The sequence below is a fragment of the Streptomyces sp. NPDC005374 genome (assembly GCF_042872225.1).
GTDB lineage: Bacteria > Actinomycetota > Actinomycetes > Streptomycetales > Streptomycetaceae > Streptomyces.
This window is the reverse complement of record NZ_JBIAKA010000004.1, coordinates 1-15252: the sequence shown is the minus strand read 5'-3', so window position 1 is coordinate 15252 and position 15252 is coordinate 1. Positions and strand designations below refer to the sequence as shown.

The 15252-nt window shown below is 71.5% G+C and carries 13 protein-coding genes, 1 rRNA gene and 1 pseudogene; 3 read left to right on the top strand and 12 right to left on the bottom strand.

Going from position 1 to position 15252, the window contains the following annotated elements:
* Position 1 precedes the first annotated feature (1 nt).
* The gene (locus ACFYRX_RS11290) at positions 2 to 1642 is read left to right on the top strand and encodes a PucR family transcriptional regulator (RefSeq protein ID WP_389098256.1); all 1641 of its coding nucleotides are present in this window, start codon (positions 2 to 4) and stop codon (positions 1640 to 1642) included.
* On the opposite strand, the gene ACFYRX_RS11285 is transcribed toward ACFYRX_RS11290, so the two are convergent.
* The 5 genes from ACFYRX_RS11285 to ACFYRX_RS11265 form a co-directional block, all read right to left on the bottom strand.
* A complete protein-coding gene (locus ACFYRX_RS11285) occupies positions 1639 to 2775 on the bottom strand; it encodes a glycosyltransferase family 4 protein (RefSeq protein ID WP_389098254.1) in 1137 nt (378 codons plus the stop codon). The genes ACFYRX_RS11290 and ACFYRX_RS11285 overlap by 4 nt on opposite strands.
* Before the next feature lie 382 nt (positions 2776 to 3157).
* A complete protein-coding gene (recN, locus tag ACFYRX_RS11280) occupies positions 3158 to 4876 on the bottom strand; it encodes a DNA repair protein RecN (RefSeq protein WP_389099076.1) in 1719 nt (572 codons plus the stop codon).
* A gap of 161 nt (positions 4877 to 5037) precedes the next feature.
* Positions 5038 to 5943 (bottom strand): NAD kinase, encoded by a 906-nt coding sequence (locus ACFYRX_RS11275; RefSeq protein WP_389098252.1) that lies wholly within the window; start codon positions 5941 to 5943, stop codon positions 5038 to 5040.
* Positions 5940 to 6755 carry a TlyA family RNA methyltransferase gene (locus ACFYRX_RS11270; RefSeq protein ID WP_389098250.1) on the bottom strand — a complete coding sequence of 272 codons (816 nt, stop codon included), beginning with the start codon at positions 6753 to 6755 and terminating at the stop codon, positions 5940 to 5942. Before ACFYRX_RS11270 ends, ACFYRX_RS11275 begins: the two co-directional genes overlap by 4 nt.
* A gap of 7 nt (positions 6756 to 6762) precedes the next feature.
* A complete protein-coding gene (locus ACFYRX_RS11265; RefSeq protein WP_389098248.1) occupies positions 6763 to 7065 on the bottom strand; it encodes a hypothetical protein in 303 nt (100 codons plus the stop codon).
* Positions 7066 to 7107: 42 nt separating this feature from the next.
* Here ACFYRX_RS11265 and ACFYRX_RS11260 point away from each other — a divergent pair, with 42 nt between their 5' ends.
* Positions 7108 to 7455, top strand: a complete 348-nt coding sequence (locus tag ACFYRX_RS11260) for an SCP2 sterol-binding domain-containing protein (RefSeq protein WP_389098246.1) — start codon at positions 7108 to 7110, stop codon at positions 7453 to 7455.
* On the opposite strand, the gene ACFYRX_RS11255 is transcribed toward ACFYRX_RS11260, so the two are convergent.
* The 4 genes from ACFYRX_RS11255 to ACFYRX_RS11240 form a co-directional block, all read right to left on the bottom strand.
* On the bottom strand, positions 7439 to 8341 hold the full coding sequence (locus ACFYRX_RS11255; protein ID WP_389098244.1) for an ABC transporter ATP-binding protein: 903 nt from the start codon (positions 8339 to 8341) through the stop codon (positions 7439 to 7441). The genes ACFYRX_RS11260 and ACFYRX_RS11255 overlap by 17 nt on opposite strands.
* Positions 8338 to 9375, bottom strand: a complete 1038-nt coding sequence (locus ACFYRX_RS11250; RefSeq protein WP_389098242.1) for a FecCD family ABC transporter permease — start codon at positions 9373 to 9375, stop codon at positions 8338 to 8340. Before ACFYRX_RS11250 ends, ACFYRX_RS11255 begins: the two co-directional genes overlap by 4 nt.
* A complete protein-coding gene (locus ACFYRX_RS11245) occupies positions 9372 to 10415 on the bottom strand; it encodes a FecCD family ABC transporter permease (RefSeq protein WP_389098240.1) in 1044 nt (347 codons plus the stop codon). The genes ACFYRX_RS11250 and ACFYRX_RS11245 overlap by 4 nt, the downstream gene beginning before the upstream one ends.
* A gap of 102 nt (positions 10416 to 10517) precedes the next feature.
* Positions 10518 to 11546, bottom strand: coding sequence for an HAD-IIA family hydrolase (locus ACFYRX_RS11240; RefSeq protein ID WP_389098238.1), 1029 nt, complete (start codon positions 11544 to 11546; stop codon positions 10518 to 10520).
* 72 nt (positions 11547 to 11618) lie between these two features.
* On the opposite strand from ACFYRX_RS11240, the gene ACFYRX_RS11235 reads away from it, so the two are divergent.
* Positions 11619 to 12902 (top strand): DUF1015 domain-containing protein, encoded by a 1284-nt coding sequence (locus tag ACFYRX_RS11235; RefSeq protein WP_389098236.1) that lies wholly within the window; start codon positions 11619 to 11621, stop codon positions 12900 to 12902.
* A gap of 57 nt (positions 12903 to 12959) precedes the next feature.
* Here ACFYRX_RS11235 and ACFYRX_RS11230 read toward each other — a convergent pair whose 3' ends face one another.
* The 3 genes and pseudogenes from ACFYRX_RS11230 to rrf all read right to left on the bottom strand — a co-directional run.
* Positions 12960 to 13733 (bottom strand): hypothetical protein, encoded by a 774-nt coding sequence (locus tag ACFYRX_RS11230; RefSeq protein WP_389099075.1) that lies wholly within the window; start codon positions 13731 to 13733, stop codon positions 12960 to 12962.
* A gap of 114 nt (positions 13734 to 13847) precedes the next feature.
* A pseudogene (locus ACFYRX_RS11225) lies at positions 13848 to 14855 on the bottom strand (hypothetical protein); the annotation flags it as partial.
* 305 nt (positions 14856 to 15160) lie between these two features.
* Positions 15161 to 15252 (bottom strand): 5S ribosomal RNA (gene rrf, locus ACFYRX_RS11220); the annotation flags it as partial.

Below are 15252 nucleotides of genomic sequence, written 5' to 3'. Positions count from 1 at the left end.
CATGGACAGCGCCACGAGCAGCGGATTCGACACGCAGGGAGCCGGGATCACCGTGCAGCGGGCGCTGGAGCTGCCCGGTCTGCGCAGCGGGCTCCCGGAGATCCTCGCGGGCGCGGACCGGCTGCAGCGGACCGTGCGCTGGGTGCACGCGGGCGAGGTGCCCAACATCGCTTCGCTGCTGAAGGGCGGCGAGCTGCTGCTGACCACCGGCTACGGGCTCGGCACGCGTCCGGCCGAACAACGCGCGTTCGTCCGCACCCTGGCCGAGCGCGGTATCGCGGCCCTGGTCGTCGAGCTCGGCCCGCGTTTCACCCGGCTTCCCGCGTCCCTCGTCGACACGGCCCGCGCGACCGGCCTGCCGCTCGTCCAACTGCACCGCGAGGTGCCGTTCGTGGCGGTCACCGAGGAGATCCACACCGAGATCGTCAACGGCCACTACGCGCTGCTCCAGCGCGCGGAGGAGGTGCACCGCCGCTGTACCGGGGCCCTGCTGGGCGGCGGGGGCATCCCGCAGGTGCTCGGCATCCTGGCCGACTTCGGCGGCAACCCGGTCTTCCTGGAGACACCGGACGGCCGGCTCCTGTACGCCGCCGGGGCGGGCCCCGAGGGCGCCGACCCGCTCCAGGTGTGGGAGGGGCTGCGGGGCCAGCACAAGGACCTCCCGCCGTCCGGCTCGGTTCTCGTGGACGTGCCCGGCGGCGGCGCCGGCACGGGTTCGGTACGGGCGCGGCTGGTCCTGCTTCCGGTGCGGGCCCCGCTCGGGCCGGTGCACCGCATGGCGGCCGAACGCGCCGCGGGCATCCTGGCCGTCGTCCTGATGCAGGCCCGCCAGGAGGAGGAGCTGGCGGCGCGCGGCCGCGGTGACTTCCTCACCGACCTCGCCGAGGGCCGGATCACCGCCGAGGACGCGCCCGCGCAGGCGCGCGTGCTGGGATTCAAGCCGGGCACCGGACCACTGCTGCCCGTGGTGATGCGGCTGGGCGACGCGCTCTCCCCGGGCGGCGGCTGGGCGGTCCTGGCCCGGGCGGTCTCCGAAGAGCTGGCCGCGGTCGGTGTGCCGGTCCTGCTCGGCGTACGACCGGTCGAGGGCCGCGTGCTCGTGCTGCTCGGCCTGCGCTCGGAGTCGGAGCGGTCGGCGGTGGCGGACCGGGTCGCGGCGGCGCTGCGGGCGGGCGTGGAGCGGGCCGGGATGCAACGGCCCGGCGCCCAGCCGCCCGTGGTCGTGGTCGGCGTGGCGGGCAGCTGGGCGGCGGCCTCGGCAGGCCTGCGGCACGCGGCCGAGACGGCGACGGCAGCACAGGGCCTGTCCGACCGCCCCTGGTACGACGCCCGCCGCCTCGACATCGACCTCCTGCTGTGGCGGCTGCGTGACCACCCGGACCTCGCGGCCTTCGTGGACCGCGCGATCGGCCCGCTGCGCGCCCACGACAACCGCTCCAAGCCGCCTCTGCTGCCCACCCTGGAGACCTATCTGGCACACGCGGGCCGCAAGGCGGAGACGGCCCGCGAACTCCACCTCAACCGGCAGACCCTCTACAACCGCCTTGCCCGCATCGGCGAGTTGCTCGGCACGGACCTCGACGACCCGCAGACGGTACTGGCGTTGAGCCTGGCCCTGCGGGCGCGCAGGCACGTGCCCTAGAGCAGCGGCCGGGGCTGGGTCAACTCGTCGTAGACACTCAGCACTTGAGCGACGGTCTCGTCCTCGGTGGGCCAGGTGGCCGCCTGCCGCACACCCCGTTCCCTCAGCAGTTCCTGCCGCTCGGGATCCCCGAGCAGCCGTACGACGGCGTCGGCGAGGGCCTCCGGGTTGCCGTACGGGACCAGTTCGGCGGCGTCGCCCACGAGTTCGGGGATGCCGCCGACCGCGGTCGCGACGAGCGGCACGCGCGCGTGGAAGGCCTCCTGGGCGAGCACCGAGCGGGCCTCCCAACGGCTCGGCAGGAGTGCGAGATCGGCGGCCGCGAGCAGTTCGGCGATGTCGTCGCGTCGGCCGATGAGGCGAACCGGCAGCCCTTCTTCCTCGATGCGGCTCTGCAGAACGGGCCGCAGCGGACCCTCCCCCGCGACGACGACCAGCGGCAGGGGGTCGAGAAGGCGCCACGCGCGTGCCGCGTCCAGCAGCGTCTCGTAGCCCTTGTGCCGCTCCAGGGCGCCGACCGCCATCAGCAACGGCCTGCCGGTGGCCCCCAGTTCGGCCCGCATCTTCGGCCGCAGCCGATCGGGGTCCTCCTGCTCGACGGCCCCGCGCGGTCCAGGCAGGGCCACTGCGGCGAGCCGCGCGTCCCGGGCACCCGTCCTGCGCGCCCGGTCCACGAGCGCCGAGGTGGATCCGAGGACCACGGAGGCGGCCTTCACGACCCGGCGCTCGAGGAGGCGTACGAAATGAGCCCGCGCCCCCTCGGCGTACGCCCGGTCGTGCCAGGTGACGATGAGCGGAGTCCGCCGCCCTGCGAGCGCCAGCACCGCGCGGAACGAGGCGTGCAGCCCGTGCGCGTGCACCAGGTCCGCATCCGCGCACGCCGACCGCAGCACGGCCACGGAGGTCGGATCGCTGCTGCGCGGCACGTGCACGTGTTCGGCGCCGGCCCCGGAGAAGTCGTAGGTGCGATCCGCCTCGGCGGGGGCGCACACCGTGACCCGCACGCCCCGCGCGACGAGCCCCGAGGTCAGGGAGCGCACATGCGCGCTGCTGCCGGCATTGCCGCCGCCCAGTACCTGCACGGTACGCAGCGGCGACTGGCCGTGCGGTGAGTGGCTGCTCACGGGGGTCACGTGGCCGGGGCTCCTGGTTCGGGTCGGACGGTCACGAGGAAACGTACAGAAGGTATCGAGCGGAGGGGGTGTACCGCGCGCTTCCTACGCGTGACGGGTTCTCCCCCAAGGATGCCAGGACGTACGGGTGTTCCGCGCATACGAAGAGCGGGTGAAGAGCATGCACGGCGAGTCGGCATCACTCACAAGAGTGAGAACAAGCCGTCCGAACCCATCCCAGTGTCACGAACCTCTCCACGCCCAGCCCGTCCCCCCAGGGGCGCGGGGAACTGCGCGACCAGCCCCCACCGGCCCGCAGCCGACAATCCCGACCGCACCCACCCCCGTCGTTCCCACACGCCGACGCGAGTCAAAGGTGGCCGCGCCTACAAGGAACACCCCGTCACGCGTCAGCCCGAGCCGTGGCCAGCAACTCCTCCGCATGCGCCCGGGCCGTCTCGGAGTCCTCCTGCCCGGCGAGCATCCGGGAGAGCTCCCGCACCCGTTCCTCGCCTTCCAGCACCTTCACACCGGACCGGGTGACGGACCCGTCGTTGGTCTTCTCGACCAGCAACTGCCGGTCGGCGAACGCAGCGACCTGAGGCAAGTGCGTCACGACGACAACCTGCGCGGTCTTCGCGAGCCGCGCAAGGCGCCGCCCGATCTCCACCGCCGCCTTGCCGCCGACACCCGCGTCGACCTCGTCGAAGAGATACGTCGGCACGGGGTCCGTCCCCGCGAATACGACCTCGACGGCCAGCATCACCCGCGACAGCTCACCACCGGACGCGCCCTTGGCGATGGGCCGCGGCGGCGCCCCCGGGTGCGGGGCGAGCAGCAGCTCGACCTCGTCGACACCGGACGTCCCGTACGCGACCGCGCGCCCGCCGACCTCCACGCCCTCCGGGTCCTCGGTCTGCCGGATGTCGAAGGACACACGCGCGTGGGGCATCGCCAGCGACGCCAGCTCTGCCGTCACCGCCGCCGCAAACCTCTCCGCGGCGTCCGTTCGCGCATCCGACAACGCCTGCGCCAGCCCGCCCAGTTCGGCCCTGAGCGCGTCCCGTTCCGCGGTCAGTTCGTCGATGCGCTCGTCGTCGCCGTCGAGTTCGGTGAGCCGCGCGGCGCTCTGCTCGGCCCAGGTGAGCACCGCGCCGACGTCCTCGCCGTACTTCCGCGTCAACGCGGTGAGTGCGGCCCGCCGCTCCTCGACGGCCGACAGCCGCAGCGGATCGGCGTCCAGGTCGTCGGCGTATCCCGCCAACTCGCCGGACACGTCCGCGAGCAGGATGCCGATCTCCCCGATCCGGTCAGCGAGCGCGGCCAGGGCGGGGTCGTGCGACCGTACGGCCTCCAGAGCCCGCTGAGCGCCCGCCACGAGCGTCGCGGCGTCGATGCCCTCCGGGTCCTCGGGATTCCCGGCGAGGGCGGCGTGAGCGGCCGTGGCGGCCGACGACAGCGCCTCGGCGTGCCCGAGCCGCTCGGCCTCCTCGGCCAGCTCGACATCCTCACCCGCACGCGGCTCGACACCGGCGATCTCGTCGAGCCCGTACCGCAGCATGCCGGCTTCCTGGGCCCGCTCACGCGCGCGGGTGACGATCTCGTCCAGTTCGACGGAGACGGCCCGCAGCCGCCGGTAGGCCTCGGTGTACTTGGCCAGCGGCACGGTGACCGCGTCGCCCGCGTACCGGTCGAGAGCCTGCCGCTGCCGGTTCTGCTTGAGCAGCCCCTGCTGATCGGTCTGCCCGTGCACGGCGACCAGCTCGTCGGCGAGCTCGGCGAGCACCCCGACCGGCACGGACCGCCCGCCCAGGTGCGCCCGGGACCGCCCTTCGGCGGAAACGGTACGGCTGATCAGCAGCGCCCCGTCGTCGATCTCCGCCCCGGCCTCCTCGGCCCGTACGACGACGGAGTCACCGGCGGACACACTGATCCGCCCCTCCACCACCGCCTTCTCGGCACCGATCCGCACGAGCGCCGCGTCAGCCCGCCCACCGAGCAGCAGCCCCAGGCTGGTGACCACCATGGTCTTGCCCGCACCCGTCTCACCGGTGACAGCGGTGAACCCGGGCGACAACTCGACGACGGCGTCATCGATGACTCCGAGCGACCGTATCCGCATCTCTTCCAGCACGGTGACGACCTTACGAGGTCGGGACGGGCGAGTGCGAGGTGCCCTTGTCACTCGGGCGAGTGTCAGGCTTTTAAGGGGCGCGGGGAACTGCGCGAAAAGCCCCACCGGCCCGCAGCCGCCCACACTCCGCAACCACCCCCCACGGTTGGCTAGTGAGGCGCCCCCCGCCACCCGGAAACCGGCAACGCGAACTTCGCCACCAGCCGATCCGTGAACGAAGCATGATGCAGTCGAGCAAGCCGCACCGGCACAGCCCCCCGCCGAACCTCAACCCGCGCCCCCGGCGGCAACTCGAACGTCCGCCGCCCGTCACACCACAACACCCCCGGCGGGATGTGCGGCAACAACTCCACGGCCAGCACAGAGTTCGGCGAGGTCACCAACGGCTTCGCGAACAGCGCATGCGCTGAGATCGGCACCATCAGCAGCGCCTCCACCTCGGGCCACACGACAGGCCCACCGGCCGAGAACGCATACGCCGTGGACCCGGTGGGCGTGGACAGCACGATCCCGTCACACCCGAACCCCGTCACCGGCCGGCCGTCGATCTCCAGCACGACCTCGAGCAGCTTCTCCGCGCCTGCCTTCTGCACGGCCGCCTCGTTCAGCGCCCAGTCGGTGTGGACGATGTCCCCGTTCCGGTGAACGACGACATCGACGGTCATCCGCTCCTCGACCTCGTACGACTTGGTCACCACCCGATCGACGACCTTGTCGAGATCGTCCCGCTCGGCCTCCGCGAGGAACCCGACACTGCCGAGGTTGACGCCCAGCATCGGCACCCCGGAGGCCCGGGCGAACTCGGCGCCACGCAGCAGCGTCCCGTCACCCCCGAGCACGATGAGCAGCTCGCACCCTTCAAGGCACTGGGGAGTGGCCTCCTTGACGAGTTCCACCTCGGGCGGCAGCGGCAGGTCGGCGGCCTCGTACGCCAGCACGCGCACGCCGATCCCGGACTGCATCAGCCCCTTCACGACCAGCTCGGCACTGCGGATGGCCGCGGGCCGCCCGGTGTGGGCGAGCAGGAAAACAGTACGAGCTCGGTTCGGTGTCAACGCGGCCCCTCCGCCACTGCACGGTCAACGTCGGCCGGGTCCAGAGCAGGTGCCCCGGCACGCAGCCACAAAAAGTATTCGACATTGCCCGAGGGCCCGGGCAACGGACTGGCCGTGACGCCGCTCACCCCGAGCCCGAGTTCGGCCGCCTTCCCGGCGACCCCCCGCACTGCCTCGGCCCGCAGCTGCGTGCTGCGGACGACTCCCCCACTGCCCAGCCGTTCCTTCCCCACCTCGAACTGCGGCTTGACCATCATCACCAGGTCGGCGTCCGGCTTCACGCACCGCACCAGGGCGGGCAGTACCAGTCCGAGCGGGATGAAGGACAGATCCCCCACGACAAGATCCACTGGTTCCCCATCGATCGCTTCGAGCGTCAACTCGCGTACGTTCGTACGGTCCTTGACGGTGACGCGTTCATCGCTCTGGAGAGACCACGCGAGTTGGCCGTAGCCGACGTCGACGGCGACCACGTGCGCGACGCCCGCCCGCAGCAGCACATCGGTGAAACCGCCGGTGGACGCGCCGGCGTCCAGCGCCCGCCGCCCCTCGACGACCAGCCCCCGGGGTACGAACGCCTGAAGGGCACCCGCAAGCTTGTGCCCGCCCCGGGACACGTAGTCGGGATCGCTGTCGTCGTTCTGGACCAGGATCGCGGCCGCGGTCTCCACCTGGGTGGCGGACTTGGTCGCGACGGTCTTTCCGACAGTGACCCGTCCGGCCGCGATCAGCTGCCCGGCGTGCTCGCGCGAGCGCGCGAGCTTCCGCCGGACCAACTCCGCGTCCAGACGACGGCGTGCGACTCCTGCCACGTTCGGTTCAGCTCCTAGTGCCATACGAGGGTGAGGGCGCCCTCTGGTCATACGACGGTGAGGGCGCCAAAGGTTCCGGGCGCGCGTCGAGCGCGGTGAGCGCGTCGCGCAGCCCCCGGTGTACATCCTCGTACACCTCGAGGTGGCCGTCCGTGGCGAGGTGGTCGGCATCGTCCAGCCGCTCCAGCCGGGCGTCGACCTCCGCGTTGCCGGTGGGGGTGCGGAGGACGCCCAGCGGGGCGGGAGCAGCCGGGTCGTACTCGGGTTCGACCTCGACCTCTTGTGAAGGCTCTGGAACTGCGTCGCTCATGCCCAGACGCTACCTCGAACCCCTGGGGTACCGTCGATCGCGATGGCCACGATCGAGGAGTGCCGCGCCGCACTCGAGAAGCTCTCCGACACCATGCGGAGCACCGAGGGGGACGTCGCCGCGGCGGCGTCCATGGACCGCTCGGTGAGCTGCCGCATCACCGATCTCGACGTCACCTTCGTCGGCCGGATGACGGGCGGCCGGATCGTGGTGCACGACACCCTGCAAGGCCCTCCGAAGGAGAAGGCCCAGATCAGGCTGACCATGTCCGGGGACGACCTGGTGTCCCTGGTGGACGGCGAGCTGAACTTCGCCAGGGCCTGGGGCTCGGGCCGGGTGAAGCTGGAGGCGGGGCTCAGGGACCTGTTGCAGCTCAGGAAGCTTCTGTAACGCCCACCGTCCCGCTGCCCGTCCTCCCGCTGCCCGCCGCCACACGCGCGCGTGCCTTCCGCGAGGCCGGCACCACCAGCGGCGTCCCCGTCTCCGGGTCGTCGATGACCTGGCAGCGCAGCCCGAAGACCTCCTCGACCAGCTCGGCCGTGACGATGTCGTTCGGGGCGCCCTCGGCGATGATCCTGCCGTCCTTGAGCGCGATCAGATGCGTGGCGTACCGGGCCGCGTGGTTCAGATCGTGCAGGACGGCGACCAGCGTCCGCCCCTGCCCCTCGTGCAGCTCGGCACAGAGGTCGAGGACGTCGATCTGGTGCTGGATGTCGAGGTAGGTCGTCGGCTCGTCGAGCAGCAGCAGCGGGGTCTGCTGGGCGAGTGCCATCGCGATCCACACCCGCTGCCGCTGACCGCCGGACAGCTCGTCGACGTACCTCTCGGCGAGTTCCTCGACCCCGGTCTGCCGCATGGACTCCTGGACGACCCGCTCGTCCTCGGTGGACCACTGGCGCAGGATGCCCTGGTGCGGATAGCGGCCGCGGCCCACCAGGTCGGCGACGGTGATCCCGTCGGGCGCGATCGAGGACTGCGGGAGCAGACCCAGGGTGCGGGCGACCTTCTTCGCCGGCATCGACTGGATGACCTGCCCGTCGAGCAGCACCTTGCCCTGGGCGGGCTTGAGCATCCGCGAGAGGGCCCGCAGGAGCGTGGACTTGCCGCACGCGTTGGGACCGACGATCACCGTGAAGGAGTTGTCGGGTATCTCCACCGACAGCTGCTCGGCGATGACGCACTGGTCGTAGGCGAGGGTGACGGTGTCGGCGGACAGGCGGTTCACGGTGCTCCTTGTGTTGTTCAGTCCGCTGTCGAAGATGCTCGCGGCACTCATATCCGGCCCGCCTTGCGCTCGGTGACCAGGAGCCACAGCAGGTAGACGCCGCCGAGGACTCCGGTGACCACGCCCACGGGCAGCTGGTCGGCCCCGAAGACCTTCTGCGAGACCCAGTCGGCGGTGACCAGGAGGGTGGCGCCCATGCACAGGGACGGGAGCAGGTTGGGGCCGGGCGAGCGGGTCAGACGGCGGGCCAGCTGGGGTGCGGTGAGCGCGACGAAGCTGACCGGACCGGCGGCCGCGGTGGCGGCGGCGGTGAGCAGTACGGCCGCGACCAGCAACAGCAGCCGTACGCGCTCGACACGCACTCCGAGGGCGTTCGAGACGTCGTCGCCCATCTCCATCATCCTGAGGCCCCGCGCATTGACGAGGACCAGCGGTACCAGGACGGCGCACAGCCACAGCAGCGGCCAGACCTGCGCCCAGTCCCGGCCACTGAGTGAACCGGTCATCCAGACGACGGCCTGGGCCGCCTCGGTGAGCGTGGACCTGGTCAGCAGATAGCCGTTGACCGCGGTGACGATCGCGGAGACCCCGATACCGACCAGGACCAACCGGTATCCGTGCACACCCTGTTTCCAGGCGAGCAGATAGATCGCGAACCCTGTGACCAGTCCGCCCACGAGCGCGCCCGTGGTGATCTGGGCAGCGCTCCCGGAGAACAGCACGATCATGGTGAGCGCCCCGGCCGTCGCCCCCTGGGAGAGCCCGAGCACATCCGGACTGCCCAGCGGATTACGGGAGATGGCCTGGAACAGCGCGCCCCCGAGCCCGAGCGAGGCGCCCACGAGAAGCCCGACGAGGACCCTGGGCAGCCGCAGATCGTTGACGATGAACTCCTGCCCGGCGTTGCCGTTCCCGAGCAGTGTCCTGAGGACGTCCTTGGCGGGGATCGGGAAGTCGCCGGTGCCGATCAGTACGACGCTCGCGGTGAGCGCGGCGAGCAGGATCAGGCCTACGACGACAGCGGCCCGGACGTCCACCCGGACCGAGAGTCCGCCGGGGGTCCTGAGGGCACGGTTGGTCTTCACAGCTGCGCCGTCCTCCGCCGTCGTACGAGAAAGATGAAGACCGGCCCGCCGATGAGCGCGGTGACGATACCGACCTGGAGCTCCGCGGGCCGGGCGACGATCCGCCCGATGACGTCCGAGCCCAGCAGCAGCACGGGCGACAGGACGGTCGCGTACGGCAGGATCCAGCGCAGGTCGGGGCCGGTGAAGGAGCGCACGATGTGCGGCACCATCAGGCCGACGAACACGATCGGTCCGCAGGCGGCGGTGGCGGCCCCGCACAGCACGGTCGCGGAGAGCATGGCCAGCGCCCGGGTGCGGTTGAGGTGGGCGCCGAGGGCCTTCGCGGTGTCGTCGCCCATCTCCATCGCGTTGAGCGGCCGGGCCAGTGCGAGCGCGAGGAGCGAGCCGGCCGCGAGGAACGGCAGAACCTGGAGGATGGTCGAGTTGTTCGCCGAGGACAGCGAACCGACCGTCCAGAAGCGCATCTTGTTGAGCGCCTGGTCGTCGGTGATCATCACGGCCTGGAGATAGCCGTAGAGCGCCGCGCTGATCGCCGTACCGGCCAGCGCGAGCCGCACCGGCGTGGCCCCCCTGCTGCCGCCGAGGAACCAGACCAGCGCGCCGACCGCGGCCGCGCCGAGAAAGGCGAACCACACATAGCCGTTGAGCGAGGTGACGCCGAAGAAGGTGATCGCGGTGACGACCGCGGCGGACGCGCCCGCGTTGATGCCGAGCAGTCCGGGGTCGGCCAGCGGATTGCGGGTGAGCGCCTGAAGCACCGCCCCGGACAGGCCGAGGGCGGCGCCGGCCAGCAGCCCGAGGACGGTCCGCGAGAGCCGGTCCGCCACCACGACATCGCCGTAGGTCCCCGTGTCGTGGAAGAGGCCGTGCCAGACCTGCCCGGCCGACAGACCCTTCGCACCGATCGCGATGCTCGCGCCCGCGACAGCCAGCAGGATGGCCACGGAGACGAGCAGCCCAAGAACTCGTATCGCCCGGCGGGTTGGGGGCGCGGGGGCGGTCTCCGCGCGCTGTTCGGGAGGACTGTCGACCAACACGCAGTTAGGTTAGCCTACCCTGCCAATCAGCCACGATCCCGAGGCCCGAACACACCCGGACTCACTGGAACGCCCGCCCCCACGGCTGCCCACCCCTACGGCTCACAACCCCAGCTTGGCCAGCGCCTTGCCCCCGTCCAGCTCGCACGCCGCTTCTCCCCCCGCCGTCCAGGCCGCCGCGCACAGCGCTCGCAGCCCGTCCAGCGCCTCGCCGTCACCGTCGAGTTCCAGCCGCTCCGTCCCGGCCGTAGCCGTCCAGCCACCGCACCGGAAGCCCTCTCCCGCCTCGGTGACCTCGGGCTGCCCGGTGAGCATCCCCCGCAGATCGGCGTCCACATAGGTCGGCCGGTGCTGCGGCGGCGCGGCCAGCAACTGGGCGCCGTCGGTGACGCCGGTGAGCACGAGCAGCGAATCGACCTCCCCGTTGAACGCGCCCTCGATGTCGGTGTCCAGCCGGTCGCCGACCACCAGCGGCTTCTTCGCACCGGTCCGCAGAATCGTCTCCCGGTGCATGGGCGGCAACGGCTTGCCTGCGACCTGCGGCTCGGCGCCGGTCGCGATCCGCACGACCTCCACCGCCGCGCCGTTGCCCGGCGCGATGCCACGCCCGCTCGGAATGGTCAGGTCGGTGTTGGACGCGTACCAGGGCACCCCGCGCGCGACGGCGTAACTGGCCTCGGCGAAGCGCCCCCAGGGCAGGTCCGGTCCGCCGAAGCCCTGCACGACCGCCGCCGGATCGTCGTCCGCCGACTCGACGGGCTCAAGACCCCGCTCCCGCAGCGCGACCCGCAGCCCCTCGCCCCCGATCACCAGCACCCGCGAACCGCCCGGCACCTGCTCACTGATCAGCCGCGCCACCGCCTGGGCGGAGGTGATCACGTCGTCCGCCTCCGTCGGTATCCCCAGCTCGCCGAGATGCTCGGCCACGGCGTCGGGCGTACGCAGCGCATTGTTCGTGACATAGGCGAGGTGCATGCCGCCGTCACGCGCGACGGCGAGCGACTCGACCGCGTGCGCGATCGCGTTCCCGCCCGCGTACACCACCCCGTCGAGGTCGAGCAGCGCCGTGTCGTACGCCTCGTTCAGAGCCTGCCCACTGCCCTCGGGCCTCGTCCTCACGCCCTGGCTCATTCCGCATCGCTCCTAGTTCGACGGCTTTCCCCCGATCATCCCCCATGCCACTGACACCCGTACGATGCCGGGATGAACACAGCAGGTCACCCGGAAGCAACAGCGCGCCGAGGCCTGGAACTCACCCCGTTCCGAGGCCTGCGCTACGACCCCGACCGGGTCGGCAGCCTGGCCGCCGTGACATCCCCTCCGTACGACGTCGTGGTCCGCCCCGACGGCCTGCACCAGCTCCAGTCCAACGACCCGTACAACATCGTCCGGTTGATCCTCCCGCAGGCCACCACCCCGGCCGAACGCAACGAACAGGCAGCCCGCACCCTGCGCGGCTGGCTGTCCGAGGGAATCCTGGCCGCCGACCCCGAGCCCGGCCTGTACGTCTACGAACAGCACGACGGCGCCGGCCTGCTCCAGCGCGGGATCATCGGCACCCTGCGCCTGTCGGACCCGTCCGAGGGCGTGGTCCTGCCCCACGAGGACGTCATGCCGCACGTGGTCGCCGACCGCGCGGCCCTCATGCGCGCCACCTCGGCGAACCTGGAGCCCCTGCTCCTCACCTACCGCGGCAACGGATCGACCGCCGACTTCGTGGAACGCACCGCCGAGCGGCCACCGCTGCTCTCCACCACCACGGAGGACGGCTACAGCCATCGCCTGTGGTCGGTCACCGACCCCACCGACCTGGCCCGCGTCCAGACCGACCTGGCCCACCACCAGGCCCTCATCGCCGACGGCCACCACCGCTGGGCGACCTACCGCCGGCTACGCGCGGAGCACCCCTCGCCGAGCCCCTGGGACCACGGCCTGGTCCTCCTCGTCGACACGGCCCGCTACCCCCTCCGCGTCCGTGCCATCCACCGCCTCCTGCACGGCGTCCCGGTAGCCGAGTCCCTCACCCTTCTCGACGGCCACTTCCGCGTACGACACCTCGACGTGCCCCTCGCGGAAGCCCTGGAGACCCTCGCCGACGCGGCCTGCGCGGGCAACGCCTTCCTCCTCGCCGGCGACGGCGCCTTCCACCTCGTGGACCGCCCCGACCCGGACCTCCTGTCCCGCACGATCCCCGGGGACCGCCCCACCGCCTGGCGCACCCTGGACGCCACGGTCCTGCACGTCACGCTCCTCGCCCACATCTGGCACATCCCCGAGGACGACCCCGCCCGCATCGCCTACATCCACGACACCGCCGCCACCGTCGAGAAGGCGGAACGCGACGGCGGCACCGCCATCCTGATGCACCCGGTCCGCGAGGAGGTCGTCCGCGACCTCGCCCGACAAGGCGTCACGATGCCCCGCAAGTCGACGTCGTTCGGGCCGAAGCCGGCATCGGGACTGGTCCTCCGCGCGCTGGATGTCTGACGCGAACGCAAAAAGGGGCGGGATCCCAGGATCCCGCCCCTTCACTCACTACCGCGCTCAGTCCTTGAGACCGCTCTCGTCGCCGTCTTCGCCTTCGGCCTCTACGACCGTCTCAGCGACCTCAGCATCGCCCTCACCATCGGCCTCGTCCTCGTCGAAGGCGTCGACGAACTCCACGCCGTCCATCTCGGCGAGCCGGTCGGAGGCATCCGTGCTGCCGTCCTTGTCGGACTCCACGGCCTTGGCGAACCACTCCCGCGCCTCGCCCTCACGGCCTGCCGCGAGCAGCGCGTCGGCATACGCGTACCGCAGCCGCGCGGTCCACGGCTGCACGGAGTTGGAGGCGAGCTCCGGGCTCTGCAGCGTCACGATGGCCGCGTCCAGCTGATCCATGTCACGCCGGGCACCTGCGGCGACGAGCCGCATCTCGACCTGCCCGGCCTTGTCGAGCTTGTGCACCTCGGGCGCACCGGCCATCTCCAGCGCCTTCTCCGGCCGCCCGAGCCCACGCTCGCAGTCGGCCATGACCGGCCACAGTTCCACGTTCCCGGTCATCCGCCGCGCGGCCCGGAACTCGGCGAGCGCCTCGCTGTACTTCTGGTTCGCATACGCCGCGAACCCGGCCGCCTCGCGTACCGCGGCGACACGCGACGCCAGCCGCAGGGCGATCTTGGAGTACGCGTAAGCGCCCTCGGGGTCCTCGTCGATGAGCCGGGCAACCATCACCAGGTTCTTGGCGACATCCTCCGCGAGCCCCTTCGGCAGGCTCTGCAGCTCCTGCCGTACGTCCTTGTCGATCTCGTCGCCCGTGACGTCCTCGGCAATCGGCAGCCGCTTGATCGGCTCGCGATCCCGGTCACGCTCCTCACGGAAGCGCCCGCCACCACGCCGGTCGTCACCACCGCGCCGGTCGTCCCGCCCACGGAACCCACCGGGCCGCCCACCACGGTCGTCCCTACGGGGCCCACCGCTACCGCCACGGTTGTCGCCGCCACGGTCGTCACGACGGAAGCCGCCTCGATCCCCACCGCGGTCTCCGCCGCTGCGGTTGTCGTCACGGCGGAAGCCGCCCCGGTCACCACCGCTGCGGTTGTCGTCGCGGCGGAAGCCACCGCGGTCATCGCTGCGACGGTCGTCACGGCGGTCATCGCGACGGTCGTTGTCACGACGGAAGCCACCACGGTCGCCGCGGTCGTCACGGCGCGGCGGATAGCTGCTGCCGCGGTTGTCGTCCCGACGGAAGCCACCACGATCATCGTCACGGCGCTCTACACGCTCGCCACGGTCCCCGCGGTCGTCACGACGGAAGGCAGGCCGGTCACCATCACGCCGGAACCCACGGTCACGATCGTCCCGGCGAGGCCCAGCCGGCCGGTCATCACGACGAAACGCAGGACGAGCCCCACGATCCCCACCACGGCTGTCGCCACCACGATCGTCACGACGGAAGCCGCCTCGATCCCCACCGCGGTCTCCGCCACTGCGGTTGTCGTCACGGCGGAAGCCGCCCCGGTCACCACCGCTGCGGTTGTCATCGCGGCGGAAGCCACCGCGGTCACCACCGCTGCGGTTGTCGTCGCGGCGGAAGCCACCGCGGTCATCGCGACGGTCGTTGTCACGACGGAAGCCACCACGGTCGCCACCGCGGTCGCCGCGGTCGTCACGGCGCGGCGGATAGCTGCTGCCGCGGTTGTCGTCCCGGCGGAAGCCACCACGATCATCGTCACGGCGCTCTACACGCTCGCCACGGTCCCCGCGGTCGTCACGACGGAAGGCAGGCCGGTCACCATCACGCCGGAACCCACGGTCACGATCGTCCCGGCGAGGCCCGGCCGGCCGGTCATCACGACGGAACGCAGGACGAGCCCCACCACGGCTGTCACCACCACGATCGTCACGACGGAAGCCGCCTCGATCCCCACCACGATCATCGCTCCGACGGTCGTTGCCGCCACCGCGGTTGTCATCGCGACGATCGTCACGGCGTGCGTAGCCACCACCGCGATTGCCACCACGGTCGTTGCCGCCGCGGTCGTTGCCACCACGGTTGTCGTCGCGGCGGAAGCCGCCGCGGTCCCCCCGGTAGCCTCGATCGCCACGGTCACCACTGTCCCGTCGTTGCTGATCGCGCTCCGGTCGGTCCTCGGGAGAGTTGGTGGACATGGTGGTGACTCCTGTCTTCGGTACTGCAAGCATTCTAAAAACAAAAGGACCCCTGGTCCCAGCTGAACGCTGGGACCAGGGGTCCTCCAAAGATTGTTCGGCGGTGTCCTACTCTCCCACAGGGTCCCCCCTGCAGTACCATCGGCGCTGTAAGGCTTAGCTTCCGGGTTCGGAATGTAACCGGGCG

What these genes read in the sequence shown, in the direction of transcription:
- ACFYRX_RS11290 (WP_389098256.1), top strand. Translation starts at nt 2, where the DNA reads ATGGACAGCGCCACGAGCAGCGGATTCGACACGCAGGGAGCCGGGATC.
- recN (WP_389099076.1), bottom strand. Translation starts at nt 4,876, where the DNA reads ATGCGGATACGGTCGCTCGGAGTCATCGATGACGCCGTCGTCGAGTTG.
- ACFYRX_RS11265 (WP_389098248.1), bottom strand. Translation starts at nt 7,065, where the DNA reads ATGAGCGACGCAGTTCCAGAGCCTTCACAAGAGGTCGAGGTCGAACCC.
- ACFYRX_RS11260 (WP_389098246.1), top strand. Translation starts at nt 7,108, where the DNA reads ATGGCCACGATCGAGGAGTGCCGCGCCGCACTCGAGAAGCTCTCCGAC.
- ACFYRX_RS11255 (WP_389098244.1), bottom strand. Translation starts at nt 8,341, where the DNA reads ATGAGTGCCGCGAGCATCTTCGACAGCGGACTGAACAACACAAGGAGC.
- ACFYRX_RS11240 (WP_389098238.1), bottom strand. Translation starts at nt 11,546, where the DNA reads ATGAGCCAGGGCGTGAGGACGAGGCCCGAGGGCAGTGGGCAGGCTCTG.
- ACFYRX_RS11235 (WP_389098236.1), top strand. Translation starts at nt 11,619, where the DNA reads ATGAACACAGCAGGTCACCCGGAAGCAACAGCGCGCCGAGGCCTGGAA.